This is a genomic window from Rhodovarius crocodyli (assembly GCF_004005855.1).
In the GTDB taxonomy this organism is placed as follows: Bacteria; Pseudomonadota; Alphaproteobacteria; order Acetobacterales; family Acetobacteraceae; genus Rhodovarius; species Rhodovarius crocodyli.
In genome coordinates this window covers 882,999-908,312 of record NZ_SACL01000001.1, presented here as the reverse complement: position 1 = coordinate 908,312, position 25,314 = coordinate 882,999, and the positions used below count along the sequence as shown (strand labels likewise).

Below are 25,314 nucleotides of genomic sequence, written 5' to 3'. Positions count from 1 at the left end.
GCCACGGAGCTTGCGGCGGGTGTGACGGCTCTGCAAGCTGGCGGCCATGCGCATTCTTCTCGTCAACGGCAACACCACGGCCGCGATCACCGAACTCTGTGCGGCCGCCGGGCGGGCCGCCGCGTCGCCAGGGACGGAGGTCGTGCCCCTGACCCCGGCCATCGGCCCGGCCGTGATCTCCAGCCGGCTGGAAAACGCCATCGCGGCGCATGGCATGCTGGAGGCGATGGCCCCCTTCGCCGGAAAGGTGGACGGCGTGCTGCTGGCCGTCAGCTACGACACGGCGCTGGAGGCCGCGCGCCAGCTGATGCCCTGCCCGGTGCTGGGCATGACCGAAGCGGCGTGTCTCACCGCCATGACGGTCGGCCGCCGTTTCGGCCTGGTCACCTTCGGCGGTGTCGAGATCTATCGCGAGCTCATTGCCCATCATGGCTTCTCCGGCCGGCTGGCCGGGCTGCTGGGCGTTTCCGCCACGCCGAAGGATGCGCTGGACGACCCGCAGGCGGTAGCCGTGCAGGTCAACACCGCCATCGCCGCCCTCGTCTCCCAGGGGGCCGAGAGCATCGTTCTGGGCGGCGCGGCACTGGCGGGCATGGGCGCCCGGCTGAACAGCCCGGTGCCCCTGCTGGACGGCATCGCCTGCGGCGTGCGCCTGCTGGAAGGGCTGGCGGGGCTGAAGCTGCCCCGCCCGCTGAACGGCAGCCTGGCGCCCGTGAAGGGCCGCGCCAGCCAGGGGCTGGGTGACGCGCTGGCCCAGGCTCTGCAAGGCTGATGCAGGCGCCGCCCTTCACCTGGGCGGGGGTGCGGCACGGGTTTCTGCGCGCCCAGCCGCTCGGCGCGGGCGTGCTGATCTACGGCCTCGTTTTCGGCATCCTGGCCACCGAGGCCCGGCTCTCGGCGCTGGAAGCCGTGCTGATGAGCATCTTCGTCTATTCGGGCTCCGCCCAGATGGCGGCGTTGCAGGTGATGCGTGAGGGCGCGGCCCTGCTGCCGCTGCTGGCCACGGTGCTGCTGATGAACGCGCGCTATCTGCTGTATGGCGCGGCGATGTACCCGTGGCTGGGCGGCGCGCCGCCGGCGCAGAGCTACAGCAGCCTGTTCTTCCTGGGCGACGCCAACTGGGCGCTCTCCATGGCCGAGCGTGAGCGCGGGCAGGACGATGCGGGCTTCGTGCTGGGCTCCGGCCTCGCGATGTTCCTGCCCTGGGTGGGCGGCACGCTGGCCGGGCGGCTGATGGGCGGGCTGATCCCGGACCCTGCCTCGCTCGGCATGGACTTCATGCTGGTGGCATTCTCCGCCGCGCTGATGATGGGCATGTGGCGGTCGCGCGCTGACCTGTGGCCGGTGCTGGCGGCGCTGGCGGCGGGGCTGGTCCTGGTGCCGATGCTCTCGGCGGGCTGGGTGATCGTGATCGCGGCCCTGGCGGCGGGGGCGGCCGGCGCGCTGATGCACCGGCCATGAGCACCGAGTTCCTGATCGCGCTGGTCGCCATGGCCGCGGTGTCGTTCTTCTGCCGGGTGGGCGGGTTCTGGGTGATGCGCTTCGTGCCCATCACGCCCCGGCTGGAGGCAGCGCTGCGCGCCCTGCCGCTGGGTGTGATGGTGGGCATATTGGCGCCGGTGCTGCGCCAGGGCCGCATCGCCGAATGCGCGGGGCTCGCGGTGGTGGTGCTGGCGATGCGGCTGTTCGGCAGCGACCTGGCGGCGGCGCTGGCCGGGGTGGCGACGGTGGCTGTGCTGCGCCTTATCGTGCCGTGAGCAGGTGATCTGCCAGCCGCCGCGCCGGGGGCGTCAGCGTGGCACCCGCGCGCGTCACCAGGTGCAGGCGGCGTTCCGCCCACGGGTCGGCCAGCCGCACGGCGGCAAGGGCGGGCCAGCGGGCGGCGCTGCGTTCCGGCACCACCGCCACGCCCACGCCTTGCGAGACGATGCGGCACACGCCGTCCACCCCCTCCACCCGCGCCCGCATGCGCAGCGGCCGCCCGGCGCGCTGCGCATGGCCCAGCACATGCAGGTGCAGCGCGGTGTCGCCCGCCAGGCCGATGAACTCCTCGGCGAGACACTCGGCGAATGGCAACGCGCCGCGCCCCGCCAGCGGATGACCCGGCGGCGTTACCAGCACCAGCCGGTCATCGCGGAAGAAGTGCCGCTCCAGCCCCGAGAAATCCGCGTGGTCCGCCGCGATGCCCAGCTCGGCGGAACCCTCCGCCACCGCCTGGGCCACGGCGGGGCTGGTGCGGTCCTGCAATTCCACATCCAGGCTGGGGTTGGCGGCCAGGAAGCCTGCCAGCAGATCCGGCAATATCTCGGTGGAGGCAGCGGTGTTGGCCAGCAGCCGCACATGGCCGCGCAGCCCGGCGGCGAATTCGCCCATCTCGCCCCGCAGCCGGTCCAGCTGCGCCAGCATGGTGCGGGCATGCACCAGCAGGGCGCGGCCGGCGGGGGTGGGCGTCACGCCGCGCCGCCCGCGCTCCAGCAGGGCGAGGCCTGCCTGATCCTCCATGCCGCGCAGCCGGGCGCTGGCACTGGCGAGCGCGAGCCCGGCGCGGTCGGCGCCGCCGGTGATGCTGCCGGCCTCCGCCACCAGCAGGAACAGGCGCAGGTCGGTCAGGTCCAGATGCATGCAGCCTTCGTAATATCCGAAGCCTGGCTCTGCCAATGACAGATTGCGGACGCTTGGGTGGCCGTCCAGTGTGCGCATCATGACCGAGCACCTGATCCTGATCACGCTGACCTTTCTGCTGGCGGGGCTGGTGAAGGGCGTGATCGGCCTGGGCCTGCCGACGGTGGCCATGGGGTTGCTGGCCGCCGCCATGCCGCCCGCCCAGGCGGCGGCCATGCTGCTGGTGCCTTCGGCGGTGACGAATTTGTGGCAGCTGCTGGCCGGGCCGCGCTTCCTGCCGCTGCTGCGGCAGTTGTGGGGGATGATGCTGGGCATCGCGCTCGGCACCATCGCGTGCTCCGGCCTGATCGCCGGGCCGGCGGTGCATCTGGCCACCGCCGGGCTGGGGCTGGCGCTGCTGGCCTATGCGGCCATCGGGCTGGCGAAGCCCGGCCTGAGCGTGCCGGTGCAGGCACGCGGCTGGGCCGGGCCGCTGGTGGGGCTGGCGACCGGCGCCGTCACGGGTGCGACGGGCGTGTTCGTCATCCCGGCCGTGCCGTATCTCTCGGCGCTGGGGCTGGCGCGCGACGATCTGGTGCAGGCGCTGGGCCTGTCCTTCACCGTCTCGACCTTCGCGCTGGGGCTGGGGCTGGCCTGGCATGGCGCCCTGCCGGGGCTGGCGCTGGGTGCGTCGCTGCTGGCGCTGCTGCCGGCCTTGCTGGGCATGCTGCTGGGCGGGTGGCTCCGGGCGCGGGTGCGCCCGGAACTGTTCCGGAAGATCTTCTTCGTCGGGCTGGCGATACTCGGCGCGGAGATCCTCTGGCGCGCCGTGGGTTAGCTCACCACGATATTGAACTGCCGCGCCACGGCGGTCCAATCGCGGATCTGCTCGCGGATGATGCCCACGAATTCCGCGCCCATCGGCGGCGGGTTGCGCGGCAGGGTCTGCAGCTCCTCGAAGCGCGCGCGCAGGGTGGGCATGGTCACGATCTGCGGGATCAGTGCCGAGATGCGCTCCACGATCGGCGCCGGCAGGCCCTTCGGCCCGGACAGGCCCAGCCACTGCGCGCTGGTCAGCTTGGGGAAGCCCAGCTCCGCGAAGGTCGGCACATCCGGGAAGGCCGGCAGGCGCTGCGGGGTGGAGACCGCCAACGCGCGCAGCACGCCGTCCTTCATCATCTGCACATTGGTGGTGATGGGGTCGATGAAGCTCTCGATCACATTGGCCATCAGGTCCTGCAGGGCAGGCGCGCTGCCGCGATAGGGCACATGGTCCAGGTTCGGCGCATGCGCCTCCGAGCTCAGCATCGCGCCCAGCAGATGCGGAGCGGAGCCGATGCCGCTGCTGCCGAAGCGCACGGCGCGGGTGCGGGCCGCGGTCAGGTACTGGTCCAGCGTGCGATAGGGGCTGTCACCCTTCACCAGCAGCACGTTCGATGCCTCGACCAGCATGCCCATATGGGTGAAGTCGGTGATGGGGTCGAAGGGCAGGCTGGGCATGGTCGCCGTGGAATACACATGCACCGAGGCATGGCTGACCAGCAGGGTGTAGCCGTCCGGGGCGGCCTTCGCCACGGCATCGGTGCCGATCACGCCGCCGGCGCCGGCGCGGTTTTCCACCACCACCGTCTGGCCCAGCGCCTGGGACATGGCGGGCGCCATCAGCCGCGCCACGGTATCGACCAGCCCGCCGGGCGGAAACTGCGCGATCAGCCGGATGGAACCCCGGCTGGGCCAAGCGCCGGATTGGGCAAGCGCCGGGGCAGCCAGAGGCAGGCCCAGGCCGGCAGTCATAAGTTGGCGACGATTCATGATGCTCTCCCGTGAAGCAGATGCACGGGGAGCGTGCGCCTTATGAACGCATCTTCCCCATGCGGTGGCGCGGAAACCCCAATCCGCACACGGGATAGGCAAACGACATGCCAGACATGGTCAGATCACCAGATCGCTCAGCATCTTCACGTTCAGCGCCACGATGATCGCCGCGATCACCCAGCCCACCTTCACCTGCCAGCCGGGGGCGGCCAGCGGGCCCAGGCGCTGCTGGTCCTGCACGAAGATCATCAGCGGGATCACGGCGAAGGGCAGCTGAAGCGACAGCAGCACCTGCGACAGGATCAGCAGCTGCGCCGTGCCGGACTCGCCGTAGTAATAGGTGACGAGCACCGCCGGCACGATCGCGACGATGCGCGTCACCAGCCGCCGCAGCACGGGCGACAGGCGGAAGCGGATGAAGCCCTCCATCACGATCTGCCCGGCCAGCGTCGCGGTCACGGTGGCGTTCAGCCCGCACAGCAGCAGCGCCACCGCGAACAGCTTCGCCGCCATGTCGCTGCCCAGCAGCGGCGCCATCAGGCGATAGGCATCGCCGATCTCCGCGATCTCGGTATTGCCGGAGGTATGGAAGATGGCCGCCGCGGTGATCAGGATGGCGGAATTGATCATCAGCGCCAGGCAGAGCGCGACGGTGCTGTCCAGGATGGCGTAGCGGATCGCCTCCTTCTTGCCGGCCAGGTCCTGGCGCCAGGCGCGGGACTGCACGATGGCGGTGTGCAGATAAAGGTTATGCGGCATCACGGTAGCGCCGATGATGCCCATGGCGATGTAGAGCTGCGTGCGGTCCGTGATGATGGTGGCGGCCGGCACATAGCCCATCAGCACATCGCCCCACACCGGATGCGCGAGGGCGATCTGCACCGCGAAGCAGCCGAAGATCAGGAAGATGAAGCCCGCGACCAGCGCCTCCAGCCAGCGCATGCCCTTGTGCTGCAACCACAGGATCAGGAAGGTATCCAGCACCGTCAGCCCCACGCCATACAGCAGCGGAATGCCGAACAGCAGCTCCAGCGCGATGGCGGTGCCGATCAGTTCCGCGAGGTCAGTCGCGCAGATCGCGATCTCGGCCAGCAGCCATAGGGGGAAGGCGGCGCGGGGGAAGCGTTCGCGGCACAGCTGCGCCAGGTCCCGGCCCGTCGCGACCCCCAGCCGCGCGCAGAAGGCCTGCAACAGCATGGCCATCAGGGACGACATCAGCGCCACGGCCAGCAGCGTGTAGCCGAAGGCCGACCCACCCGCGAGCGAGGTCGCCCAGTTGCCGGGGTCCATATACCCCACCGCGACCAGGAAGCCCGGGCCCATATAGGCCATCATCCGGCGCAGCTTGCCGCCGCCGCCGGGCACCGCCACGCTGCGATGCACCTCCGGCAGGCTGACGGTATCGGGGTGGGTCATGCTGGCACTCCAAAACTTAGTGTAGGCTAAGATTTGCAACCGGGCCTATCAAGAGGCTAAGTGACGCCGATGCCCACCAGACGCCCCGATCCTGCGCGCTGCCTGCCCAGCGCCGAGGCCCAGGCCAGCCGCTTCGCCCGCCAGCGCGAGGCGGACCGCGCCGCCACGGCCGAGGATTACGTGGAGCTGATCGCGGACCTGATCCGGGAGGAGAAGGAAGCCCGCGCGGTGGTGATCGCCCGGCGCATGGGCGTGTCGCAGGCCACCGTCACCGCCACGGTGGCGCGCCTGCAACGCGACGGGCTGGTGGAGACCCAGCCCTATCGCGGCCTGTTCCTGACCGAGGCCGGGCAACAGATGGCGGCCGCCGCCCGCGCCCGGCATGAGCTTCTGGTGCGCTTCCTGATCGCGCTGGGCCTGGATGCCGAAACGGCCGAGCAGGACGCCGAAGGGCTGGAGCACCATGTGAGCGACAAGGCGCTGGCGGTGTTCGGGAAGTTTCTGGAAGGGCGGTGAGCCCCGCGCCCCACACCCCCAGCCATGCCGAATCCCCGCATTCCGGCCCCGCGCGACCTCGCGTATTTTGCGCGCCATGATCCTCCTCACGCCTGGCCCCGTGCAGACGCGGCCCGAAACCCGTGCCGCCGCCGCCCAGGACATCGCGCCGTGGGACAATGACTTCCGCGCCGTCTACGCCCGCATCCGTGAGCGCGTGCTGGCGCTGGCCGGCGGCGACCCGGCCATCCACGCCTGCCTGCCGCTGCAGGGCGCCGGCCACTTCATCGTGGAGGCCACCATCCGCTCCCTGGTGCCGGCGGGCGAGGCGATCATCGTCCCCTATAACGGCGCCTATGCGGACCGCATCACCAAGCTGGCCCGCGCCGCCGGGCGCGTGGTCCACACCTGGCCCGTGCCCGACACGCGCGGCATCACGGCCGAGGACGTGCAGGCCGCGATCGACGCCCACCCCGATGCCCGCCACTTCGCCATGGTCCATCACGAGACGGGCACCGGCATCATCAACCGCCCTGAAATCGCGGGCCCCGTGCTGCGCGCCGCCGGCAAGCGGCTGATTCTGGACTCGATTTCCTGCTTCGGCGCGCTGCCCTTCACCCTGGCCGACTACCCGGAATGCGACGCGGTGGTGTTCACCAGCAACAAATGCATCGAGGGCCTGCCCGGCATCGCCTTCGCCGTCGCCCGCACCGATGCGCTGGAAGCCGGCCGCGCCGGGTCCTGGAGCTTCGACCTGCATGATGTCTGGCAGCACGCCCTGCGCGCCGGCCCCGGCAGCTTCCGCTTCACGCCCCCGGTGCAGGCGCTGGCGGCCTTCGGCGTGGCGCTTGACCTGTATGACGAGGAAGGCGGCCAGCCCGCCCGCCTCGCGCGCTACCAGGCCAACATGCGCACCATCTACGAAGGCTGCATGAAGGCGGGCCTGCGCCCCTATCTGACCCAGGCCGAGCAGGGCCCGATCATCGTCACCGTCCACCAGCCGCCGGGCTTCGACCTGCAAGGCTTCGTGGATGCGCTGAAGGCGCGCGGCGTGCTGATCAGCAACTTCTACACCACCGAGACGCCCACCATCCGCATCGGCTGCATCGGCGCCGTCAGCACCGCCGAATGCGAGCAGGCGATGGCGGCCCTCGCTGACATTCTGGTCGCCGCCTGATGCTCTCGATGACGGGTTTCGCGCGGGAAAGCGGGTCGCTTTCCGACGGCACGGCCTTCCTGTGGGAGATCAAGAGCGTCAACGGCCGCGGCCTCGATGTCCGGTTCCGCCTGCCCCACGGGCAGGAGGCGCTGGAAGCTCCCCTGCGTGACGCCGCCTCGAAGAAGCTGAAGCGCGGCAATGTCCAGGTCGCGCTGGTGATGAAGCGTGAGGCCCGCCCCGAACTGCGCGTGGACGAGCCCACGCTGGAGCGCATGCTGAAGCTGGCGCTGGACGTCGCGGCCCGCATCCCCGGCGCCACACCCCCGCGCGCCGAGGCCCTGCTGACCCTGCCCGGCGTGCTGCGCAATGACGCGCCCGAACCCGATGAGGCCGCGGACGCCGCCACCCGCGTGGTGCTGGAAATGTCCTTCGCCCGCGCGGTGGACGGCCTCATCGCCTCACGCGGGGCAGAGGGCGCGCGGCTGGCCGCCATCCTGTCCGCCTTGCTGGACGAGATCGCGGCCCTGACCGAGGAAGCCTCCCGCGAGGCCGCCGGCCAGCCGGAGGCCCAGCGCGCGCGGCTGCTGGAAAACATCGCGCAATTGCTCGACACCGAATCCCGCTCCCGCATCCCCGAGGAGCGGCTGGCCCAGGAAGTCGCCCTGCTCGCCGCCCGCAGCGACGTGCGGGAGGAGCTGGACCGCCTGAACAGCCACATCACCGCCGCCCGCGCCCTGCTGGCCGATGGCGACGCGGTGGGCCGCAAGCTGGAATTCCTGACCCAGGAATTCGTGCGCGAGGCCAACACGCTTTGCAGCAAATCCGCCACGGTCGGCCTTACGCGCGCCGGCCTCTCGCTCAAGGCCGCGATCGAGCGCCTGAAGGAACAATCCGCCAATGTCGAATGAAATGCCCCGGCGCGGCGTATGCCTGGTGCTCTGCGCGGCCTCCGGCGCCGGCAAATCCTCCGTCTCCCGTGCGCTGCTGCAATCGGAAAAGGCGCTGAAGCTGTCCGTCAGCGCCACCACCCGCGCCCCCCGCCCGGGTGAGGACGAGGGCATCCACTACTTCTTCAAGGATATCCCGGAGTTCCAGCGCATGATCGCCGCCGGCGAGCTGCTGGAATGGGCCGAGGTGTTCGGCCGCTATTACGGCACCCCCCGCGCGGCGGTGGAGCAGGCGCTGGCCAGCGGCCATGACGTGCTGTTCGACATCGACTGGCAGGGCCACCTGAAGCTGCGCGCCGCCCTGCCGGATGACGTGGTGTGCGTGCACCTGCTGCCGCCGAGCCTGGGCGAGCTGGAGCGCCGCCTCGGCGCCCGCGGCCAGGACAGCGAGGCCGAGGTGGCCAAGCGCATGGCCGCCGCCCGCGACGAGATCGCGCACTGGACCGACGCGGACCATGTGCTGATCAACGACGATTTCGCGGCGACGGTGGAGGGCGTGCGCTCCATCCTGGCCGCCGCCCGCACCACCCGCGCGCGCCAGCCGGGGCTGGCCGCCTTCGTCGCCACGCTGGGCACGCCGTGAGGCCGATTCACCGCGCCGGCCCCTTCGGGCCTCTGCGGATCGGGCTCTGATGGAGCGCATCCTCGCCACGGTGCTGCCCGTGTTCCTGATCGTGGGCATGGGCTGGGGCACGATGCGGCTGCGTTTCCTGGACGCGGCGGGGCTGCGCGGCATAAACCGCTTCGTGTTCAGCTTCGCCGCGCCCGCCCTGCTGTTCAATGCCGGCACGCGCGGAGAGGGCGGGGGTGGCGGCATGGTGGCCGTCGCCTTCTTCGGTACCGCCGCACTCGTCTATGCGCTGGTGCTGATCGTGGCGCGGCTGTCGGGCCGCGACCTGCCGCATGCCGGCATGACCGCGCTGGACTGCGTGTTCGGCAACACGGTCATGATGGGCATTCCCATCGTCTTCGCGCAGTACGGCCAGCCGGGCCTGTCGATCTTCCTGATCATCCTGGCGCTGCACCCCATGCTGTTCCTGACCACGGCCACGGTGGTGGCCGAGATCGGGCTGCATGCGAAGGCGCGCCCCCTGCTGCTGGTCCGCAGCGCCCTGAAGGGCGTGCTGCGCAACCCCATCGTGGTGGCGGTGATGGCGGGGCTGGTGTGGAACCTGCTGGGCATTCCCATGCCCGCCTTCGGCCGCCGCACGCTCGAGATGCTGGGTGCCGCCGCCCCGCCCGCCGCGCTGTTCTGCCTGGGGGCCTCGCTGGTGGGGTTCAACCTGGCCTCGGCGTGGAAGCACATGATCGCCTCGGTCACGGTGAAGCTGGCGGTCTTCCCCGCCGCCGTGTTCGGCATGTGCCACCTGCTGGGCCTGCCGCCGCTGGAGACCTCGGTGGCGACGCTGACGGCCGCCCTGCCCACCGGCGCCAACGCCTTCATGCTGGCCGCGCGCTATGGCGTGGGGCAGGCCGAGAGCGGGGCTGTGGTGCTGGGCAGTTCGCTGCTGGGGGTGCTGACGTTGAGTATTCTGCTGGCGCTGCTGGGATAGATCACTTCACCCTGTCCCCCAGCGCGCCCACAATCGCCTGCGCCACCGGCGTCTCGAACAACTTGTCCGCCTCCACCCCCAGCCTTCGCCGCCAGTTCGGCCGCTCGGTATCGGTGCCCGGCAGGTTCACGCCGATGGTCTCGCCGGCCAGATCCTCCGCCTGCACCAGCATCAGCGTGGTGGGGCTGCCGGCCACAAAGCCATGCACCGCCGCCGCGACCTCGGGCGAATACGGGCCATCCTCGATGCCGCAGGCTTCGGCCAGCGCCGCGCGGTCCTCGGCGCGGGTGGCGCTGGCCGGCAGGCCCAGCGCCTCGGCCTCCGCGATATCGGCCCCTTCCCACCAGCCCGCCAGCGGCGGCAGGTCATGGGTGGAGACACAGCCCGCCGCGAATTCCGGCCATTGCCCGGGCGGGCGGAATGCCATGCCGTCCCGCTCGAACCACAGCACGCGATAGGCCAGCACCTGGGCGGCGGCCAGCCGTTCGGGGAAGCCGCCGGGCACGGTGCCCAGTGCCTCGCCCACCACCGCGCATCGCGCGGCGCGGCTTTCGCGCGCCAGCGCCGCCAGCATGGCCGCGCCGTCGTAATGCAGATAGCAGCCGTCACCGGCCAGCCCGCCTTCCGGCACCACGAACAGGCGTTCCAGCCCCATGGCGTGGTCCAGCCGCAGGGCGCGGGCATGGCGCATGTTGGCGGCGAGCAAGGCGGAAAGCCCGGCCTCCGCGCATTCCGGCGCGGGCACCGGCAGGCCCCAGATCTGCCCCAGCGGCCCCAGCGGGTCAGGCGGCGCGCCGATGGAGAAGCCGGGCAGGAACATGCCGGGCTGCGACCAGACCTCGGCGCCGTCCGGGGCGGCACCGATCGCCAGGTCCCGGTACAGGCCGGGCCCTGCGGCGGCCACCATGCCCAGCTGCCGGTCGCACAGCTGCTGCAGAAAGACGTGGAAGCGGATCTCCTCCGCCGCCTCGGCACGGAAGGCGGCCATGCCGGCATCGCCCGGATGCGCGAAGCCCGCGGGCCACAGGCGGCGCGGGCCGAAACGCTCCGACAGCGCGTTGAACGCGGCGAAATCGGCCAGCGCCGCGCCGGCGTCGCGCCCCGCATCCGGGGCGGCGCGGAACGCCGCCTCCAGCACCGGCCGCTTGGCGGCCCAGACGGCGGTGTAGTCCACCACCTCTCCACGCCGCAGGGCGGCGAAGACGGGCTCGGCGGCATTCAGCGCGGCACCCACGCCCTCCAGCGCCGTCACGTCCAGCAGCACCGGCTCCAGGAAGCGGCGGTCCGAGGGCTGGTAGGGGCTGGCGCGCTCGCGCTCCACCGGCATCAGCGCGTGCGGCGGGCTGAGGCCGATCAGCGAGGCCCCCGGCGCGCGGTCGGCCAGCATGGCCAGCGCCGTATAGTCCCCGATGCCCTGGTCCCGCGCGTGGCGCTGGGCGAAGGCCTGGGCCATCAGCGCCCAGTGGCGGCCGGGCGGCGGCGGATGGCATTGCCCGGCCTCGGGCGCCACGGGCCGAGGCAGCGCCCGCCGCCGCGCCAGGCTGTCGCGCGCCTGGGCGGTGGTGGCCGCCGGAAGGCCCAGCAGGGGCAGCAGCGCGTGCAGCGTTTCCGCCGGCACGACATGGCGCTGCCCGTCCACATCATGCCAGCTGGTGGCGATGCCTGCCGCCTGGGCCAGCTCCGCCAGCAGGGCCGCATCGGGCGCGCCCTGCGCGCGGCGCGCGGGCGCCTCGGCCAGCCACAGCACGCTGCGCGGGGCCATCATGTCCGGCGGGGTGGTGCGCGCGGGGTCGGCGCTGTCGGCCAGCAATTCCCAGCCGGTGCGGGCGGGCGGCAGGGTCAGGGCCGCGGGCTCCCACCCGCCATGCACCACCACCGCCACGCGGTCGCCGGCGGCGTGCAGCACCAGGCACAGGCTGCGCGGGTTGTGGCTGTGCCAGTCCATCGCCGCGCCATCCAGCCCGAACCATTCGGCATCGCACTCGCCGCCGGCATCGGCCTCGCCCAGCAGGGGCGCCGCGGCATGCAGCGCCGGATGCGCCCGCCGTGCCGCCACCAGCCTGGCCACGAAATCCGTCAGCCCGGCATCGGCCCCCGCCCAGTCGAACCAGGAGACCGGGCCGTCCTGGCACCAGGCATTGTTGTTGCCCTGCTGGCTGCGCCCGGCCTCGTCACCCATGGACAGCATGGGCGTGCCGCGCGCGGCCAGCAGCGTGGCCAGCAGCGCGCGCGCATCGGCGGCGCGGCGCTCGCGCAGCTCATCGCTCGGTCCCTCGACGCCATGATTCCAGGAGATGTTGTCATCCGTGCCGTCGCGGTTGTCCTCGCCATTGGCGGCATTGTGCTTGTGGGCGTGGCTGACGAGATCAGCGAGCGTGAAGCCGTCATGCGCCGTGACGTAGTTCACGGATTCCGCGCTGGCCCGCCCGCCGAACACGTCGCGCGACCCCGCGAGCCGCGTCGCGAACTCCCCCAGCACATGCTCGTCGCCGCGCCAGAAGCGGCGCACGCCGTCGCGGAAGCGGTCGTTCCATTCCCCCCAGCCCGGCGGGAATTCCCCCAGCCGATAGCCGCCCGGCCCGATGTCCCAGGGCTCCGCGATGATCCAGCTGCGGGCCAGCACGGGGTCCTGCCGCATCGCCTGGATCAGGGGCGCGTCGGGGTCGAAGCCATCCGCGCGGCGGGCCAGCGTGGTCGCCAGGTCCAGCCGCAACCCCGCGAGCCCCGCCTGCACGATCCAGTGCCGCATGGCGTCCATGGCGAGGCGCATGGGCAAGGGCCGGTCCAGCGCCAGGATGTTGCCGCAGCCGGCATCGTTCACGTATCGGCCGTCGGCCTCGCGATACCAGGCCGTGTCGCCCAGCCCCTTCAGCGACAGCACGGGGCCCAGCTCGTCGCCCTCGCCGCTGTGGTTCAGCACCACGTCCAGGATCACGCCGATCCCGGCCTCGGCCAGGGCGGCGACGGCGGCGCGGACCTCCGCCATGCCGCCCGGCGCCAGGCGCGGGTCGGGCGCCAGCCAGCCCACGGGGTTATAGCCCCAGTAATTGCCGAGCCCGAGCGGACCCAGATGCCGCTCATCCGCCCAGGCGGCGGCGGGCATCACCTCGACATGGGTGACGCCCAGGCGCCGCAGATACTCCACCGAGGCGGGATGCCCGAGCCCCGCGAAGGTGCCGCGCAGCTCCTCCGGCACCGCCGGGTTCCGCATGGAGAAGCCGCGCACATGCAGCTCGTAGATCACCCGCGCGCCGGGGCAGGGCGGCGGCAGGGCGGGGGGCAGGGGCGCCTCCAGCACCGCCAGCGGCATCACACCGGGGGCAAAGTGCCGGTCCAGCCGCCGCGCCCAGGGGTCCAGCAGCAGGGGCCCGCCATCGGCCCGCAGCCCGTAATGCGCGCCGGCCTCCAGCCCCGCCACGAAGCCATGGAACACATCCCCGGTGCGGGCTGGCAGGCGCAGCCGCGTCTCGCGCCCATCCTGGAACAGGCACAGGTCCAGCGCCTCGGCGCCCGGTGCGGGGATGGCGATGTTCGCACCCCCCGCGACCAGATGCACGCCTAGCGGCGCGGGCGCCCCCTCAAGCATGGCGCGCCGCCAGCTCCTTCAGGATGCCGGCATAGCGCGCGGCGGAAGGCCCCCAGGAGACATCGGTGGCCATGGCGCGCTTCTGCATGCCGCGCCAGGCGGGCTTCACCTCATACAGGGCCAGCGCCCGCCGCAGCCCGGCCGCCAGTGCCGGCATGCTGCCGGGCGTGACCTGCACGCCGGTGCCCGCGCCCGCCACCAGCGCCGCGTGGCTGGTGTCGATCACGGTGTCGGCCAGGCCGCCGGTGCGGGCCACCACGGGCACCGCGCCGTAGCGAAGGGCCGCCAGCTGCGCCAGCCCGCAGGGCTCGAAGCGGGACGGCACGACCAGCGCGTCGCACCCGGCATAGACCAGCCGCGCGAAGCCCTCGTCAAAGCCGATGAACACCCCGCCACGCCGGGGATTGGCCGCCGCGAAATCGCGGCAGGCATGCTCCAGCCCTGCCTCGCCGGAGCCCAGGATCACCAGCTGCGCGCCGCCTTCCATCAGCGCCGGGGCGGCGCCCAGCAGCAGGTCGGCACCCTTCTGCCAGGCCAGCCGGCCGATGAAGGCGAACAGCGGCAGGTCGGGGTTCAACTCCAGGCCCAGCTTCTCCTGCAGGGCCTTCTTGTTGGCCGCGCGCGGCGCCGGGCGGCGCGCCGAGAAATTCGCCGCCAGATGCGGGTCGGTCTCGGGGTTCCAGTCCTGGGTATCCAGCCCGTTCAGGATACCGTGCAGATCCCCCTGCCGCCCGCGCAGCAGCCCGTCCAGGCCCATGCCGCCCTCTGGCGTCAGGATTTCCTCGGCATAGCTGGGCGAGACGGTGTTGATCGCATCCGCGTACCACAGGCCGGATTTCAGGAAGCCGATGGCGCCGAAATACTCCAGCCCCTGGGTCGAGAGCGCGGCCGGCGGCAGGCCCAGCAGCGGGAACAGCCCCGTGTCGAACTTCCCCTGATAGGCCAGGTTATGGATGGTAAACAGGCACGGGATCGGCCGCTCCGCGAAGCGCAGATAGGCCGGCACCAGCCCCGCCTGCCAGTCATGCGCATGCACCGCCGCGAAGCCCATCTCCCGCGCCGCGCGCGCCGCCGCCTGGCCCAGGGCCGCGAAGCGGATGGCGTTGTCGCCGAACTCCGCGCCGTTGGTGCCGACATAGGGGCCGCCCGCGCGGTCGAACAGGTGCGGCGCGTCCAGCACCAGCAGATCCAGCCCCGCCGCCTGCGCCGCCAGCAGCCTGGCGGGCGCGCCGTACAGCTCGGGCCAGTCCATCACGGTGCTCGCCCCGCCCAGCGCGGCCAGCACCTTGGGATAGCCGGGGATCAGCGTGCGCACCGCGATGCCCTGCGGCGCGAGCGCCGCCGGCAGGGCGCCGGCCGCATCGGCCAGCCCCCCGGTCTTGATCAGCGGATACAGCTCCGACGCGACAGCCAGGACAGGCAGCATCAGGACAGCTTGTCGATCATGGTCTTGGTGATGAGGCACACGCCGCTGTCGGTGCGGCGGAAGCGCGCGGCATCCAGCTCCGGGTCCTCGCCCACCACCAGCCCGGCCGGGATGCGCACGCCCCGGTCCACCACCACGTTGCACAGCCGCGCGCCGCGGCCGACATCGACCTGCGGCAGCAGCACCGCGCCATCGACCACGGCATGGGAATGCAGGTGTACCTCGCTGAACAGCAGCGACCGCCGCGCCCGCCCGCCCGAGACGATGCAGCCGCCCGAGACGAGCGAGGACACCGCCTCACCCCTGCGCCCGTCCACGTCATGCACGAATTTCGCGGGCGGCGTGACCTCGGCATTGGTCCAGATCGGCCAGGCGCGGTCGAACAGGTCCAGGTCCGGCACCACGTCCGTCAGGTCGATGTTCGCCTGCCAATAGGCATCCACTGTGCCCACGTCGCGCCAATAGGGTTCGGCCTCTGCGCCCGAGCGCACGCAGCTGTCCTCGAAGCGATGCGCGAAGGCGCGGCCGTGCTTCACGATGTAGGGGATCAGGTCCTTGCCGAAATCATGGCTGGACCCCGCATCCTCGGCGTCGCGGCGCAGCTGCTCGGCCAGGAACTTGTAGCCGAAGACATAGATGCCCATCGACGCCAGCGACAGGTCCGGGTGGCCCGGAATGGCCGGCGGGTCCTTGGGCTTCTCCACGAAATCGGTGATGCGGCCGCGCTCGTCCACATGCATCACGCCGAAGCCCGTCGCCTCCATGCGCGGCACGGTGATGCAGCCGACCGTGACATCCGCCCCCGTCTCCACGTGCTGGGCGATCATCTTCTCGTAGTCCATCTTGTAGATGTGGTCGCCCGCCAGGATGACCATGAAGCGGGGGCCGTAATCCTCGATGATATCGAGGTTCTGGAACACCGCATCCGCCGTGCCGAGGTACCAGTTGCGCTCATCCACGCGCTGGCTGGCGGGCAGGATGTCGAAGGTCTCGTTGCGTTCGGGGCGCAGGAAGTTCCAGCCGCGCTGCAGGTGGCGGATCAGGCTGTGCGCCTTGTACTGCGTGGCCACCGCGATGCGCCGGATGCCGGAATTGATCGCGTTGGACAGCGCGAAGTCGATGATGCGCGACTTGCCGCCGAAATAGACCGCGGGCTTGGCGCGCCGGTCGGTCAGTTCCAGCAGCCGGGAGCCCCGCCCGCCCGCCAGCACATAGGCCATGGCATGGCGCGCATAGGGCGGGCCGATCACGGGACGGTCGTCGGGCATGTCGTGCTTTCTTCCGGATCTTTATCAGTTGCCGGCGGCCATTCCGCCGGTTGCAGGTACAACGCGCCAAGCGGCGGCAGGTCGATCAGTGCGGAGGCCGGCTGGCGCTGCCAGGGCACGGGCTCGGCCAGGGGCTCGCCCTCGATGGCCTCTCCGGTGCCGCCATAGCCGGCGTCGTCGGTGCTGAGCAGCACGCGCCAGTGCCCGGCCACGGGCAGGCCGAAGCGCAGGCGGCGCCGGATGGGCGTGAAGTTGCACAGCACCGCGACCGGCGCATCGCCCGCATCCCCGAAGCGCAGCCACGAGAAGGTGGAATGCGCGGCATCGTCCGGCTCGATCCACTGGAAGCCGCCGGCCTCGCAGTCACGCGCATGCAGGGCGGGGATGGTCCGGTGCAGCTGGTTCAGCCGGCGCACCAGCCCCTGCATGCCCCGGTGCGGCGCATGCGCCAGCAGCCACCAGTCGCACTCGCGTTCCTCGGACCATTCGCGCCAGGGGGCGAATTCCTGGCCCATGAACAGCAGCTTCTTGCCGGGATGCCCCCACATGAAGGCGTAGTAGCAGCGAAGCGTGGCGAAGCGCTGCCAGTCATCGCCCGGCAAGCGCCCGAGCAGCGTGCCCTTGCCGTGCACTACCTCGTCATGGCTCAGCGGCAGGATGAAGGCCTCGTTCCACGCATACATCATGCCGAAGGTGACCAGGTCGTGGTGCCAGCGGCGATGGACGGGGTCGGTCGCCACATAGCGCAGCGTATCGTTCATCCAGCCCATGTTCCACTTGAAGTTGAACCCCAGCCCGCCATTCGAGGCGGCTGCCGTGATCCCCTTCCAGTCGGTCGCTTCCTCGGCGGCGGTGAAGGTGCCGGGCGCATGTTCTGCCACCAGCGCGTTGGCCTGGCGCAGGAAGGCCACGGCCTCCCGGTTCACGCGGGTGCCGTCCTCGTTCGGGGCCCAGGCGCCCGGCGCGCGGTCGTAGTCGAGGTAGAGCATGGACTGCACCGCATCCACCCGCAGCCCGTCCGCGTGGAAGCGTTCCAGCCAGAACAGCGCATTGGCGGCCAGGAATCCCGCCACCTCCTTCCGGCCGAAATCGAACACCGCCGTGCCCCAATTGGGCAGGAAGCCCCGGCGCGGGTCCGGCGGCTCATACAGCGGCCCGCCGTCGAAGCGCGCCAGCCCCGCCGCATCCAGCGGGAAATGCGCGGGCACCCAATCCAGGATCACGCCGATGCCCGCCGCATGGGCGCGGTCGATGAAGCGCGCCAGCCCCTCGGGCGGGCCGTGCCGGGCCGTGACAGCGAACAGCCCGACCGGCTGATAGCCCCAGCTGGCATCCAGCGGATGCTCCGCCACCGGCATCAGCTCGATATGGGTGAAGCCCAGGTCGAGTGCATAGGGGATCAGCGTCTCTGCCAGTTCGTCCCAGCTGTAGAAGCGGCCGTCGGGGTGGCGCCGCCAGGACGCCGCATGCACCTCATAGATGGCCATCGGCGCGCGCCTGGCATCCTGCGCGCGGCGGGCGGCCACCCAGGCGGCATCGCCCCATTCATGCGGCGTCGCATCGGCCACGATGGATGCATTGGCGGGCCGCAGCTCCGCCGCCATGCCCAGCGGGTCCGCCTTCAGCGGGCACAGCACGCCGTCGCGGCCCAGTATCTCGAACTTGTAGCGCGCACCGGCGCCGATGCCTGGCAGGAAGATCTCCCACAGGCCGGAATCCAGGCGCTTGCGCATGGGGTGGCGGCGGCCGTCCCAATGGTTGAACTCACCCACCACGGAAACCCGCAGCGCGCCGGGCGCCCAGACGGCGAAGCGCGTGCCCGCGGCGCCTTCATGCGTGCAGGGGTGCGCGCCCAGCCGGTCGTACAGCCGGGCATGCGTGCCCTCGACCAGCAGGTGGTCATCCATCGGGCCCAGGGTGGGGCCGAAGGCATAGGGGTCCAGCAGCTCCTGCCCGGCCACGCGCAGCCGATAGGGGCCGGCGGGTACCAGCCCCTCGAAGAACCCTTCAGGGTGGCGCAGCGCCAGCGGGTGGGCGGCATCGCCCACCAGGATGTCCAGCGCCTGCGCCCCCGGCAGGAAGGCGCGGACGACCACGCCGCCGGCCGCCGCATGCGGCCCCAGCAGCGCGAACGGGTCCGGATGGCGCGCGGCGAGGAGCGCCTCGATTTCCTCCTCGCCGGCGCGCCAGTCGCTCATCGGGAAACGGGCACGTTCCAGATTTCCTTCGCGTATTCGGAAATGCTGCGGTCGGAGGAGAACCAGCCCATGCCTGCGGTGTTCAGGACGGCCTTGCGCCGCCATTCCGTGGTGTCGCGGTACAGGGTCATCGCATCCTTCTGGGCGTCCAGATAGCTGTCGAAATCGGCGGTGACCATGAACCAGTCATCGCCGCGCAGGCTGGCCACCAAGTCACGGTAGCGCGTGCGGTCGTCGGGGGAGAACACGCCGCCCTCGATCGCGTCCAGCACCCCGCCCAGCGTGTCCGAGGCAGCGATGGCGCGGCTGCCCTTCCAGCCTTCGGCCTTGCGGTCCGCCACCTCGGCGGCCGAGAGACCGAACAGGAAAAGATGCTCGTGGCCGATATGCTCGGCCATTTCCACGGTGGCGCCGTCCAGCGTGCCGATGGTCAGCGCGCCGTTCAGCGCCAGCTTCATGTTGCCGGTGCCCGAGGCCTCCATGCCCGCCGTGGAGATCTGCTCCGACAGGTCGGCCGCCGGCACGATCACCTCGGCGGCGGAGACGTTGTAGTTCGGGATGAAGGCCACCTTCAGCAGGCCGCGCACCGCGGGATCGCGGTTGACGACGCGCGCGACATCCCAGGCCAGCTTGATGATCTGCTTGGCGCGGTGATAGCCGGGGGCGGCCTTGCCGGCGAAGATCTTCACCACCGGCGTCCAGTCCCGCATGGGGTGGGCGCGCATGCTTTCGTAAAGCGCGACCGTCTGCAGCACGTTCAGCAGCTGGCGCTTGTATTCGTGGATGCGCTTGATCTGCACGTCGAACAGGGCCGCCGGGTCCACCCGCACGCCGGTGCGTTCCTGGATCATCACGGCCAGGGCTTCCTTGTTCGCGCGCTTCACGGCGGCGTAGCGGCCCTGGAAGATGGCGTCATCGGCCATGCCGCGCAGCTCCGTCAGCGCGGACGCATCGTCCAGCACGCGCGGGCCCAGCGCATCCACCAGCAGGGAGGTAAGCCCCGGGTTGCACTGGAACAGCCAGCGGCGGAAGGCGATGCCGTTGGTCTTGTTGACGATGCGGTGGGGGAACAGGCGATGGAAATCGCTGAACACCGTCTGCTTCATCAGCCCGGTATGCAGGGCCGAGACGCCGTTCACATGATGGCTGCCGACAAAGGCCAGGTGGCCCATGCGCACGCGCCGGCCATGGTCCTCGCCGATCAGCGAGACGCTGGACAGCAGCCGGTCATCGCCCGGGAACTTCGCCCGCACGCCGTCCAGATGCTCGGCGTTGATGCGGTAGATGATCTGCATGTGGCGCGGCAGCATGCGCTCCATCAGATGCACCGGCCAGGATTCCAGCGCCTCCGGCAGCAGGGTGTGGTTGGTGTAGGAAATGGTGCCCCGCGTCACCTCCCACGCCTTGGCCCAGGCCAGGCCGTATTCGTCGACCAGCAGGCGCATCAGCTCCGCGACCGCGATGGCCGGGTGAGTGTCGTTCAGCTGGATGGCGGCGTGGTCGGCCAGGGTCTCGACGCTGCCGGCCTGGCGCACCTGGCGGCGCAACACATCGGCCAGGGCGGCGGCCGTGAAGAAGTATTCCTGGCGCAGCCGCAGCTCCTGGCCCGCCGGGCTGTCATCGGCCGGGTACAGCACCTTGGAGATGGATTCAGCGCGCACCTGCTCGGCCAGCGCGCCGTGGTGGTCGCCGCTGTTGAAGGCATCCAGGCGCAGCGGGTCCGGCGCCTGGGCGTGCCACAGCCGCAGCAGGTTCACGTGCTCACCACGCCAGCCCACCACGGGCACGTCATAGGCGACGGCGTCCACCCATTCGCCCGGCGTCCAGGTGGCCTTGTCGCTGTCGTCGTCGCCCGAGACCTCGCCGCCGAAGCCCACGCGATAGCGGAACTCGGGCCGGGCGAATTCCCAGGGGTTGCCGAAGTTCAGCCAGTCCTCCGGGAATTCCTGCTGCCAGCCTTCGCGCAGGATCTGCCGGAACAGGCCGTGGTCATAGCGGATGCCATAGCCGAAGGCCGGGATGGCGAGGCTCGACATGCTTTCCAGGAAGCAGGCCGCGAGCCGCCCCAGGCCACCGTTGCCGAGCGCGGCATCCGGTTCCGCCTGGCGGGCCTGGTCGGTCGTGACACCCAGATCGGCCAGCGCCTCGCGCATTTCCTCGACCAGGCCCAGGTTGTTCGCGTTTTCCCGCAGCAGGCGGCCGATCAGGAACTCCAGCGACAGGTAGTAGACGTGCTTCTTCGCCTTGCCGCGGTTCATCTCCATCTGCTTCAGGAAGCGTTCGGTGATGCGGTCGCGCACGGCCAGGGCGGTGGCCACGAACCAGTCGCGGTCCTGGGCGGCGGTGACCGGCTTGCCCAGCGTGTAGGTCAGCTTCCGGATGATCAGGTCGCGCAGGGCCTGGGTTTCGACAGGCAGGACGGTGTCTGGCGGGGTCAAGGCGGGCTCCGGGGCTGGCGGGTTAATGGCGTCGTGCGTGCCGTCGCGGGTCCGGCATGGGGCAACGATGAACCTACCTGTCCATGAGGTACCAAATGCTTTCCGCGCCGCGGCAAAAAATCGGACGCGTGGGCATGGGTATTCTCAGGCCAGGTCGGCGGCGGGGATCATACCGCACCGCGATGGCGGGCGTTTAACAACAACTTGTCAGGAAGATATGGCGCATCATTCCTTCAACGCCGCCAGCACCGCCTGGTTGTTCGCGGCGACCCTGCCCAGGATGTCGCCCAGCCTTGCCATGTCCTCCGCGCCGATGCCGTCGAACAGGCGATCATTCACGGCGCGGATATAGGGCGCCAGGGCCTCCACCATGTCCCGCCCCTCGGGCGAGAGGCTGACCAGGACCGAGCGCCCATCCGCCGCGTTGGGCCGCTTCTCCAGCAGGCCGCGCCGCGTCAGGCGGCCCACCTCCGTCGTCACATGGGTGTCGGCCATCTGCACATGGTGGGACAGGGCGCGGATGGTCACGCCGCTTGCCCCCTTGGCCGCACCCTGGCTGTAGGCGACGCCGAACAGCACGGCGAACTGGGAACCCGTCATGCCGGCGCGCCTGCCGAAGGCCTCACGGCAATCCAGCAGCTGACCGAGGGTGAGAACCATCAGGTACAGCGTCTCCCGGAAGGCCACATCCCGCCCGCCCGCCAGCAGCGCGGGGTGGGAGACCGTCAGCGGCGGCACGTAGTGGGCAGCCGGTAACGCCTTCTTCGCCATGCCTGGGCCGCCCCCGAAAGATTCGCGCGGCCAGCATAAAAGGATTTGACGGCGGCGCCGATACCTACATATCGTAGGTAAATCCACCGAGCCACGGAGAGCCCCGATGTCCATCACGACTGAAGCCCCGCCCGCCCAGTCCCGCGCGAAAGGCCCCGCCCCCTTGCGCACCGGCGCGGATTTCCTGGCCTCGCTGGACGATGGCCGCTGCGTGATGGTGGATGGGGAGCGCGTGAAGAACGTGGCCACCCACCCGGCCTTCGCCGGCGCCGCCCGTTCCTCCGCCAAGCTGTTCGACATCGCGGCCGACCCCGCCATGCGCGACCGCATGACCTATGCCTGCCCCGAGACCGGCAAGCCCATCTGGCGCGCCTATCAGATCCCGAAGACGCATGCGGACCTGAAGGCCAAGCGCCTGGCCAGCGAGACCTGGTCCGAGGTCAGCCACGGCCTGATCGGCCGCACGCCCGATCACGTCTCCAACTTCTTCACCGGCTATGCCGCCGTGCCCGAGGTGTTCGCCCAAGGCGGGCAGCAGTACGCGGACAACGTGGTGAACTTCTACGGGCGCATGCGCGACAACCACCAGTGGATGACCTACGCGATCGTCCCGCCGCAGATCGACCGCTCCAAGCCCGCGCACCAGCAGACCGACCCCACCCTGTATGCCGGCGTGGTGAAGGAGACGGATGCGGGCATCGTCGTCTCCGGCGCGCAGCAGCTGGCCACGGCGGGTGTGTTCTCCGACTGGATCTATGTCTCCTGCATCCACCCGCTGCGCCCGGGTGATGAGAACTACGCGATCGGCGTGGCCATCCCGGCCAACGCCCCCGGCCTGAAGCTGTACCCGCGCCGCCCCTTCGCGTTGCAGGCGCCGGACGCCTTCGACAACCCGCTGAGCAGCAAATACGACGAGAGCGACTGCTTCCTGGTGCTGGACAACGTGTTCATCCCCTGGGAGCAGGTGTTCATCTACCGCAACCTGCAGGTCTGCTTCGAGCAGTGGTGGAAGACGCCCAGCCACGCCTACGGCAACCTGCAGGCCCAGGCGCGCTATGTGACCAAGCTGCGCTTCATGATGGGCCTGGCCAAGCGCATGAACGAAGCCACCGGCAACGACGCCAACCCCGCCGTGCAGATCCAGATGGGTGAGCTGGCGGCCCTGGCCCAGACGGTGGAGACCATGCTGGAGGCGCAGGAGATCCGCGCCACCATCGACGACAAGGGCGTGATCTGGCCCTGCCGGGCGTCCCTGTACGCGGTGATGGCCCTGCAATCCGAGAACAACCCGCGCATGGTGGACATCATCCGCGAGCTGACGGGGGCCGCGATGATCTCCATGCCGTCCTCGGTGAAGGATCTGCAGAGCCCGGAAACGGTGGGGGATGTGGAGCGCTACATGGGCTCGGGCGTGATGGGCGCCAAGGAACGCATCGCGCTGATGCGGCTGGCCTGGGACTTCATCGGCAGCGAGTTCGGCAACCGCCACCAGCAGTATGAGAAGTTCTACGGCGGGGCGTCGTTCCTGGTGAAGCAGAACATGTACCGCTGCTATGACTTCAAGCGGGCGACGGCGATGGTGGACCGGGAACTGGCGGGGGAATAATCTTCTTGTTCTGAAGAACATCACGCCGGAAGAACGACGCGCACGCCCAAACCGCCCAGGCTGGACTCCTCCAGCCCCAGCGTCCCGCCATAGGCCGCCGCGATATCCCCCGCGATGGCCAGCCCCAGCCCGGTACCGCTCTGCGCCGGGTCCAGGCGGCCGCCGCGGGTCAGTGCTGCCCGGCGTTCCTGCGGCGGGATGCCCGGGCCGTCATCCTCGATCAGCAGGGTGACATGCCCTTCGGCCGCCGAGGCGCGCAGCACCACCTGGCCGCGCGCCCATTTCGCCGCATTGTCCAGCAGGCAGCCCAGCAGCTCGGTCACGTCCTCCGGCTCCGCCGCCAGCACCAGGCCGGCCGGTACCTCGCTGGACCAGCGCAGCGCCTCGCCGCGCGGAGTGCGCGCCATGGCGCCGGCCAGCCGGGCGGCCAGGGGCGCCAGCTCGGTGCGCGCGGCGGCGCTTCCGGCCTGGATATGGGCGCGGGCGAGTTCCCGCGTCATGCGCTGTTCCAGGCTGGCGGCGATGGCCTCGATGGCGGCGGCGTTCTCGGCATCGCCGCGCTCCCGCAGGTCCCGCGCGCGGGCGCCCAGCAGGGCGAGCGGGGTGCGCAGGCCGTGGGCCAGGTCGGCGGTGCGTTCGCGGGCGCGCCGCGCCTGCTGCCGCTGCTGGTCCAGCATGGCGTCGAATTCCTGCGCCAGCCCGTCCAGCTCGGCGGGCAGGGCGCCGCCCAGCCGGTCGCGCCTGCCGGCGCGCAGGGCGGCCAGGGCGCGCCGCGCCCGCCGGATGGGCCACAGCGCGATGGCGCCCTGCAAGCCGAAGGCGGCGAGCAAGCCCAGCGAGATCGTTGCCAGCGCCGGCAGCATGTCCAGCACGAAGGCGCGGTTCGCGGCCTCCATGATCTTGCGGTCCATCGCGATGGCCACGCGGAAGGGGGTGTCCGGCCCGTCCAGCCGCCGTTCCAGCAGGATCATCTTCCCGCCACCCGGTCCGAAGACGATGTGGCGGTGCAACTCGCCGGGGTGCAGCGTGTCGGGCCGGAAGGGCAGCTCGAAACCCGCCAGCGACGGGCTGCGCCGCACCGCCCCGCTGCGCTCGTCCCGTACCTGCCAGTACAGGCCGGAGAGCGGTTCCTGGAAGCGCGGGTCCGCCAGCCGCGGGGGCGCGTCGGCGCCGGCCACCAGCTCCCGCGCCAGCAGCCGCAGGTCGGCATCCAGCTCGCTCAGCTTCTCCCGCTCCACATGGCTTTCGAACAGGCCCTGCATGGCCGCGCCCAGCGCGCCGGCGGTGGCCAGCGCCGTGACCACCGCCACCACGGCGAAGCGCCCGCGCAGGGAGCGCATCAGCCCGAACCCCCCAGCACATAGCCATGGCCGCGCCGGGTGCGGATGGTCTCGGCGCCGATCTTGCGGCGCAGCCGGGCCACCAGCGCCTCCACCGCATTGTCACCGCGCTCGGCTTCCTCGGCGTAGAGGTGCTCGGTCAGTTCGGTCTGGTGCACGGCGCGGCCCGGGTGGTGCATCAGATAGGCCAGCAGGCGGAATTCCAGCGGCGTCAGCTCCACCGGCCGGCCATCCAGCGTCAGGCGCCGGCCGCGCAGGTCGAGCGCGAGGGGACCGGCCACCAGCACATTCGCCGCCGCCCCTGCCGCGCGCCGCAGCACCGCCCGCAGGCGGCTGACCAGCTCCTCCATCACGAAGGGCTTCACCAGGAAATCATCGGCGCCGGCATCGATCGCCTCCACGCGCGTGGTCCAACCCCCGCGCGCGGAGAGCACCAGGATGGGAAAGCCCACCCCCTCCGCCCGCCAGCGCCGGATCAGCGACAGCCCGTCGATGCGCGGCAGGCCGAGGTCCAGCAGGGCGGCGTCGAAGGGCTCCACCCCGCCGCGCTGCCAGGCGGTGTCGCCATCGGGCGCGTGTTCCACCGCGAAGCCCGCGCCCGTCAGCACGCGGGCCAGGTCGCGGGCGATCTCGGTCTCGTCTTCCACCAGCAGGATTTTCATCACCCGCTCCTTAGCCTGCCTTGGCTGACAATG

Annotated in this window: 21 protein-coding genes; 10 read left to right on the top strand and 11 right to left on the bottom strand. The window is 71.0% G+C overall.

Annotated features, from left to right (window positions below):
• Window positions 1-46 precede the first annotated feature (46 nt).
• Genes EOD42_RS04345 through EOD42_RS04335 form a run of 3 tightly spaced genes read left to right on the top strand, consistent with a single transcriptional unit; the run spans window position 47 to window position 1,757 of the window.
• A complete protein-coding gene (locus EOD42_RS04345; protein ID WP_127786226.1) occupies window positions 47-772 on the top strand; it encodes an aspartate/glutamate racemase family protein in 726 nt (241 codons plus the stop codon).
• Window positions 772-1,461, top strand: a complete 690-nt coding sequence (locus EOD42_RS04340; protein WP_127786225.1) for an AzlC family ABC transporter permease — start codon at window positions 772-774, stop codon at window positions 1,459-1,461. Before EOD42_RS04345 ends, EOD42_RS04340 begins: the two co-directional genes overlap by 1 nt.
• On the top strand, window positions 1,458-1,757 hold the full coding sequence (locus EOD42_RS04335) for an AzlD family protein (protein WP_127786224.1): 300 nt from the start codon (window positions 1,458-1,460) through the stop codon (window positions 1,755-1,757). The genes EOD42_RS04340 and EOD42_RS04335 overlap by 4 nt, the downstream gene beginning before the upstream one ends.
• On the opposite strand, the gene EOD42_RS04330 is transcribed toward EOD42_RS04335, so the two are convergent.
• Window positions 1,744-2,703, bottom strand: a complete 960-nt coding sequence (locus EOD42_RS04330) for a LysR substrate-binding domain-containing protein (RefSeq protein WP_240654876.1) — start codon at window positions 2,701-2,703, stop codon at window positions 1,744-1,746. The genes EOD42_RS04335 and EOD42_RS04330 overlap by 14 nt on opposite strands.
• On the opposite strand from EOD42_RS04330, the gene EOD42_RS04325 reads away from it, so the two are divergent.
• A complete protein-coding gene (locus EOD42_RS04325; protein WP_127786223.1) occupies window positions 2,702-3,439 on the top strand; it encodes a TSUP family transporter in 738 nt (245 codons plus the stop codon). The two genes, EOD42_RS04330 and EOD42_RS04325, sit on opposite strands and share 2 nt — an antisense overlap.
• Here EOD42_RS04325 and EOD42_RS04320 read toward each other — a convergent pair.
• Both EOD42_RS04320 and EOD42_RS04315 read right to left on the bottom strand, forming a co-directional pair.
• A complete protein-coding gene (locus tag EOD42_RS04320; RefSeq protein WP_127786222.1) occupies window positions 3,436-4,413 on the bottom strand; it encodes a Bug family tripartite tricarboxylate transporter substrate binding protein in 978 nt (325 codons plus the stop codon). The genes EOD42_RS04325 and EOD42_RS04320 overlap by 4 nt on opposite strands.
• A gap of 120 nt (window positions 4,414-4,533) precedes the next feature.
• Complete coding sequence (locus EOD42_RS04315) at window positions 4,534-5,832, bottom strand: Nramp family divalent metal transporter (RefSeq protein WP_127786221.1); 1,299 nt, start codon at window positions 5,830-5,832, stop codon at window positions 4,534-4,536.
• 69 nt (window positions 5,833-5,901) lie between these two features.
• On the opposite strand from EOD42_RS04315, the gene mntR reads away from it, so the two are divergent.
• The 5 genes from mntR (at window position 5,902) to EOD42_RS04290 (ending at window position 9,986) form a co-directional block, all read left to right on the top strand.
• On the top strand, window positions 5,902-6,348 hold the full coding sequence (mntR, locus tag EOD42_RS04310; RefSeq protein ID WP_127786220.1) for a manganese-binding transcriptional regulator MntR: 447 nt from the start codon (window positions 5,902-5,904) through the stop codon (window positions 6,346-6,348).
• Window positions 6,349-6,424: 76 nt separating this feature from the next.
• Window positions 6,425-7,504 (top strand): 2-aminoethylphosphonate--pyruvate transaminase, encoded by a 1,080-nt coding sequence (locus EOD42_RS04305; protein WP_127786219.1) that lies wholly within the window; start codon window positions 6,425-6,427, stop codon window positions 7,502-7,504.
• Window positions 7,504-8,394: a YicC/YloC family endoribonuclease gene (locus tag EOD42_RS04300; protein WP_240654874.1), complete on the top strand. Its 891-nt coding sequence runs from the start codon at window positions 7,504-7,506 to the stop codon at window positions 8,392-8,394. Before EOD42_RS04305 ends, EOD42_RS04300 begins: the two co-directional genes overlap by 1 nt.
• A complete protein-coding gene (gene gmk, locus EOD42_RS04295) occupies window positions 8,384-9,016 on the top strand; it encodes a guanylate kinase (RefSeq protein WP_127786218.1) in 633 nt (210 codons plus the stop codon). Before EOD42_RS04300 ends, gmk begins: the two co-directional genes overlap by 11 nt.
• 49 nt (window positions 9,017-9,065) lie before the next feature.
• Window positions 9,066-9,986: an AEC family transporter gene (locus EOD42_RS04290; RefSeq protein ID WP_127786217.1), complete on the top strand. Its 921-nt coding sequence runs from the start codon at window positions 9,066-9,068 to the stop codon at window positions 9,984-9,986.
• A 1-nt stretch (window position 9,987) separates the two neighbouring features.
• Here the strand turns inward: EOD42_RS04290 and malQ are convergent, their stop codons facing one another.
• The 6 genes from malQ to EOD42_RS04260 form a co-directional block, all read right to left on the bottom strand.
• Window positions 9,988-13,572: a 4-alpha-glucanotransferase gene (gene malQ, locus EOD42_RS04285; protein ID WP_127786216.1), complete on the bottom strand. Its 3,585-nt coding sequence runs from the start codon at window positions 13,570-13,572 to the stop codon at window positions 9,988-9,990.
• Entirely contained in the window at window positions 13,565-14,998 is a 1,434-nt protein-coding gene (gene glgA, locus EOD42_RS04280) for a glycogen synthase GlgA (RefSeq protein ID WP_164867775.1), read from the bottom strand. Before glgA ends, malQ begins: the two co-directional genes overlap by 8 nt.
• Window positions 14,998-16,266, bottom strand: a complete 1,269-nt coding sequence (gene glgC / locus EOD42_RS04275) for a glucose-1-phosphate adenylyltransferase (protein WP_127786215.1) — start codon at window positions 16,264-16,266, stop codon at window positions 14,998-15,000. Before glgC ends, glgA begins: the two co-directional genes overlap by 1 nt.
• Window positions 16,245-18,464, bottom strand: coding sequence for a 1,4-alpha-glucan branching protein GlgB (gene glgB, locus EOD42_RS04270; RefSeq protein ID WP_127786213.1), 2,220 nt, complete (start codon window positions 18,462-18,464; stop codon window positions 16,245-16,247). The genes glgC and glgB overlap by 22 nt, the downstream gene beginning before the upstream one ends.
• The gene (gene glgP / locus EOD42_RS04265; protein WP_127786211.1) at window positions 18,461-20,902 is read right to left on the bottom strand and encodes a glycogen/starch/alpha-glucan family phosphorylase; all 2,442 of its coding nucleotides are present in this window, start codon (window positions 20,900-20,902) and stop codon (window positions 18,461-18,463) included. Before glgP ends, glgB begins: the two co-directional genes overlap by 4 nt.
• A gap of 225 nt (window positions 20,903-21,127) precedes the next feature.
• A complete protein-coding gene (locus EOD42_RS04260) occupies window positions 21,128-21,673 on the bottom strand; it encodes a MarR family winged helix-turn-helix transcriptional regulator (protein WP_164867774.1) in 546 nt (181 codons plus the stop codon).
• 106 nt (window positions 21,674-21,779) lie between these two features.
• Between EOD42_RS04260 and EOD42_RS04255 the strand changes: the two genes are divergently transcribed.
• Window positions 21,780-23,279, top strand: a complete 1,500-nt coding sequence (locus tag EOD42_RS04255; RefSeq protein ID WP_127786207.1) for a 4-hydroxyphenylacetate 3-hydroxylase family protein — start codon at window positions 21,780-21,782, stop codon at window positions 23,277-23,279.
• A gap of 20 nt (window positions 23,280-23,299) precedes the next feature.
• Here EOD42_RS04255 and EOD42_RS04250 read toward each other — a convergent pair whose 3' ends face one another.
• Both EOD42_RS04250 and EOD42_RS04245 read right to left on the bottom strand, forming a co-directional pair.
• Window positions 23,300-24,619, bottom strand: a complete 1,320-nt coding sequence (locus tag EOD42_RS04250; RefSeq protein WP_127786205.1) for a sensor histidine kinase — start codon at window positions 24,617-24,619, stop codon at window positions 23,300-23,302.
• A complete protein-coding gene (locus EOD42_RS04245) occupies window positions 24,619-25,281 on the bottom strand; it encodes a response regulator transcription factor (RefSeq protein ID WP_127786203.1) in 663 nt (220 codons plus the stop codon). Before EOD42_RS04245 ends, EOD42_RS04250 begins: the two co-directional genes overlap by 1 nt.
• Between the last annotated feature and the right edge of the window lie 33 nt (window positions 25,282-25,314).

Coding starts and splice junctions, on each gene's coding strand:
- glgB (WP_127786213.1), bottom strand. CDS start 18,464: ATGAGCGACTGGCGCGCCGGCGAGGAGGAAATCGAGGCGCTCCTCGCC.
- EOD42_RS04300 (WP_240654874.1), top strand. CDS start 7,504: ATGCTCTCGATGACGGGTTTCGCGCGGGAAAGCGGGTCGCTTTCCGAC.
- EOD42_RS04335 (WP_127786224.1), top strand. CDS start 1,458: ATGAGCACCGAGTTCCTGATCGCGCTGGTCGCCATGGCCGCGGTGTCG.
- EOD42_RS04255 (WP_127786207.1), top strand. CDS start 21,780: ATGTCCATCACGACTGAAGCCCCGCCCGCCCAGTCCCGCGCGAAAGGC.
- EOD42_RS04320 (WP_127786222.1), bottom strand. CDS start 4,413: ATGAATCGTCGCCAACTTATGACTGCCGGCCTGGGCCTGCCTCTGGCT.
- EOD42_RS04290 (WP_127786217.1), top strand. CDS start 9,066: ATGGAGCGCATCCTCGCCACGGTGCTGCCCGTGTTCCTGATCGTGGGC.
- EOD42_RS04305 (WP_127786219.1), top strand. CDS start 6,425: ATGATCCTCCTCACGCCTGGCCCCGTGCAGACGCGGCCCGAAACCCGT.
- EOD42_RS04325 (WP_127786223.1), top strand. CDS start 2,702: ATGACCGAGCACCTGATCCTGATCACGCTGACCTTTCTGCTGGCGGGG.
- glgA (WP_164867775.1), bottom strand. CDS start 14,998: ATGCTGCCTGTCCTGGCTGTCGCGTCGGAGCTGTATCCGCTGATCAAG.
- EOD42_RS04340 (WP_127786225.1), top strand. CDS start 772: ATGCAGGCGCCGCCCTTCACCTGGGCGGGGGTGCGGCACGGGTTTCTG.
- EOD42_RS04330 (WP_240654876.1), bottom strand. CDS start 2,703: ATGATGCGCACACTGGACGGCCACCCAAGCGTCCGCAATCTGTCATTG.
- EOD42_RS04315 (WP_127786221.1), bottom strand. CDS start 5,832: ATGACCCACCCCGATACCGTCAGCCTGCCGGAGGTGCATCGCAGCGTG.
- malQ (WP_127786216.1), bottom strand. CDS start 13,572: ATGCTTGAGGGGGCGCCCGCGCCGCTAGGCGTGCATCTGGTCGCGGGG.
- EOD42_RS04250 (WP_127786205.1), bottom strand. CDS start 24,619: ATGCGCTCCCTGCGCGGGCGCTTCGCCGTGGTGGCGGTGGTCACGGCG.
- EOD42_RS04260 (WP_164867774.1), bottom strand. CDS start 21,673: ATGGCGAAGAAGGCGTTACCGGCTGCCCACTACGTGCCGCCGCTGACG.
- gmk (WP_127786218.1), top strand. CDS start 8,384: ATGTCGAATGAAATGCCCCGGCGCGGCGTATGCCTGGTGCTCTGCGCG.
- glgC (WP_127786215.1), bottom strand. CDS start 16,266: ATGCCCGACGACCGTCCCGTGATCGGCCCGCCCTATGCGCGCCATGCC.
- EOD42_RS04245 (WP_127786203.1), bottom strand. CDS start 25,281: ATGAAAATCCTGCTGGTGGAAGACGAGACCGAGATCGCCCGCGACCTG.
- EOD42_RS04345 (WP_127786226.1), top strand. CDS start 47: ATGCGCATTCTTCTCGTCAACGGCAACACCACGGCCGCGATCACCGAA.
- mntR (WP_127786220.1), top strand. CDS start 5,902: ATGCCCACCAGACGCCCCGATCCTGCGCGCTGCCTGCCCAGCGCCGAG.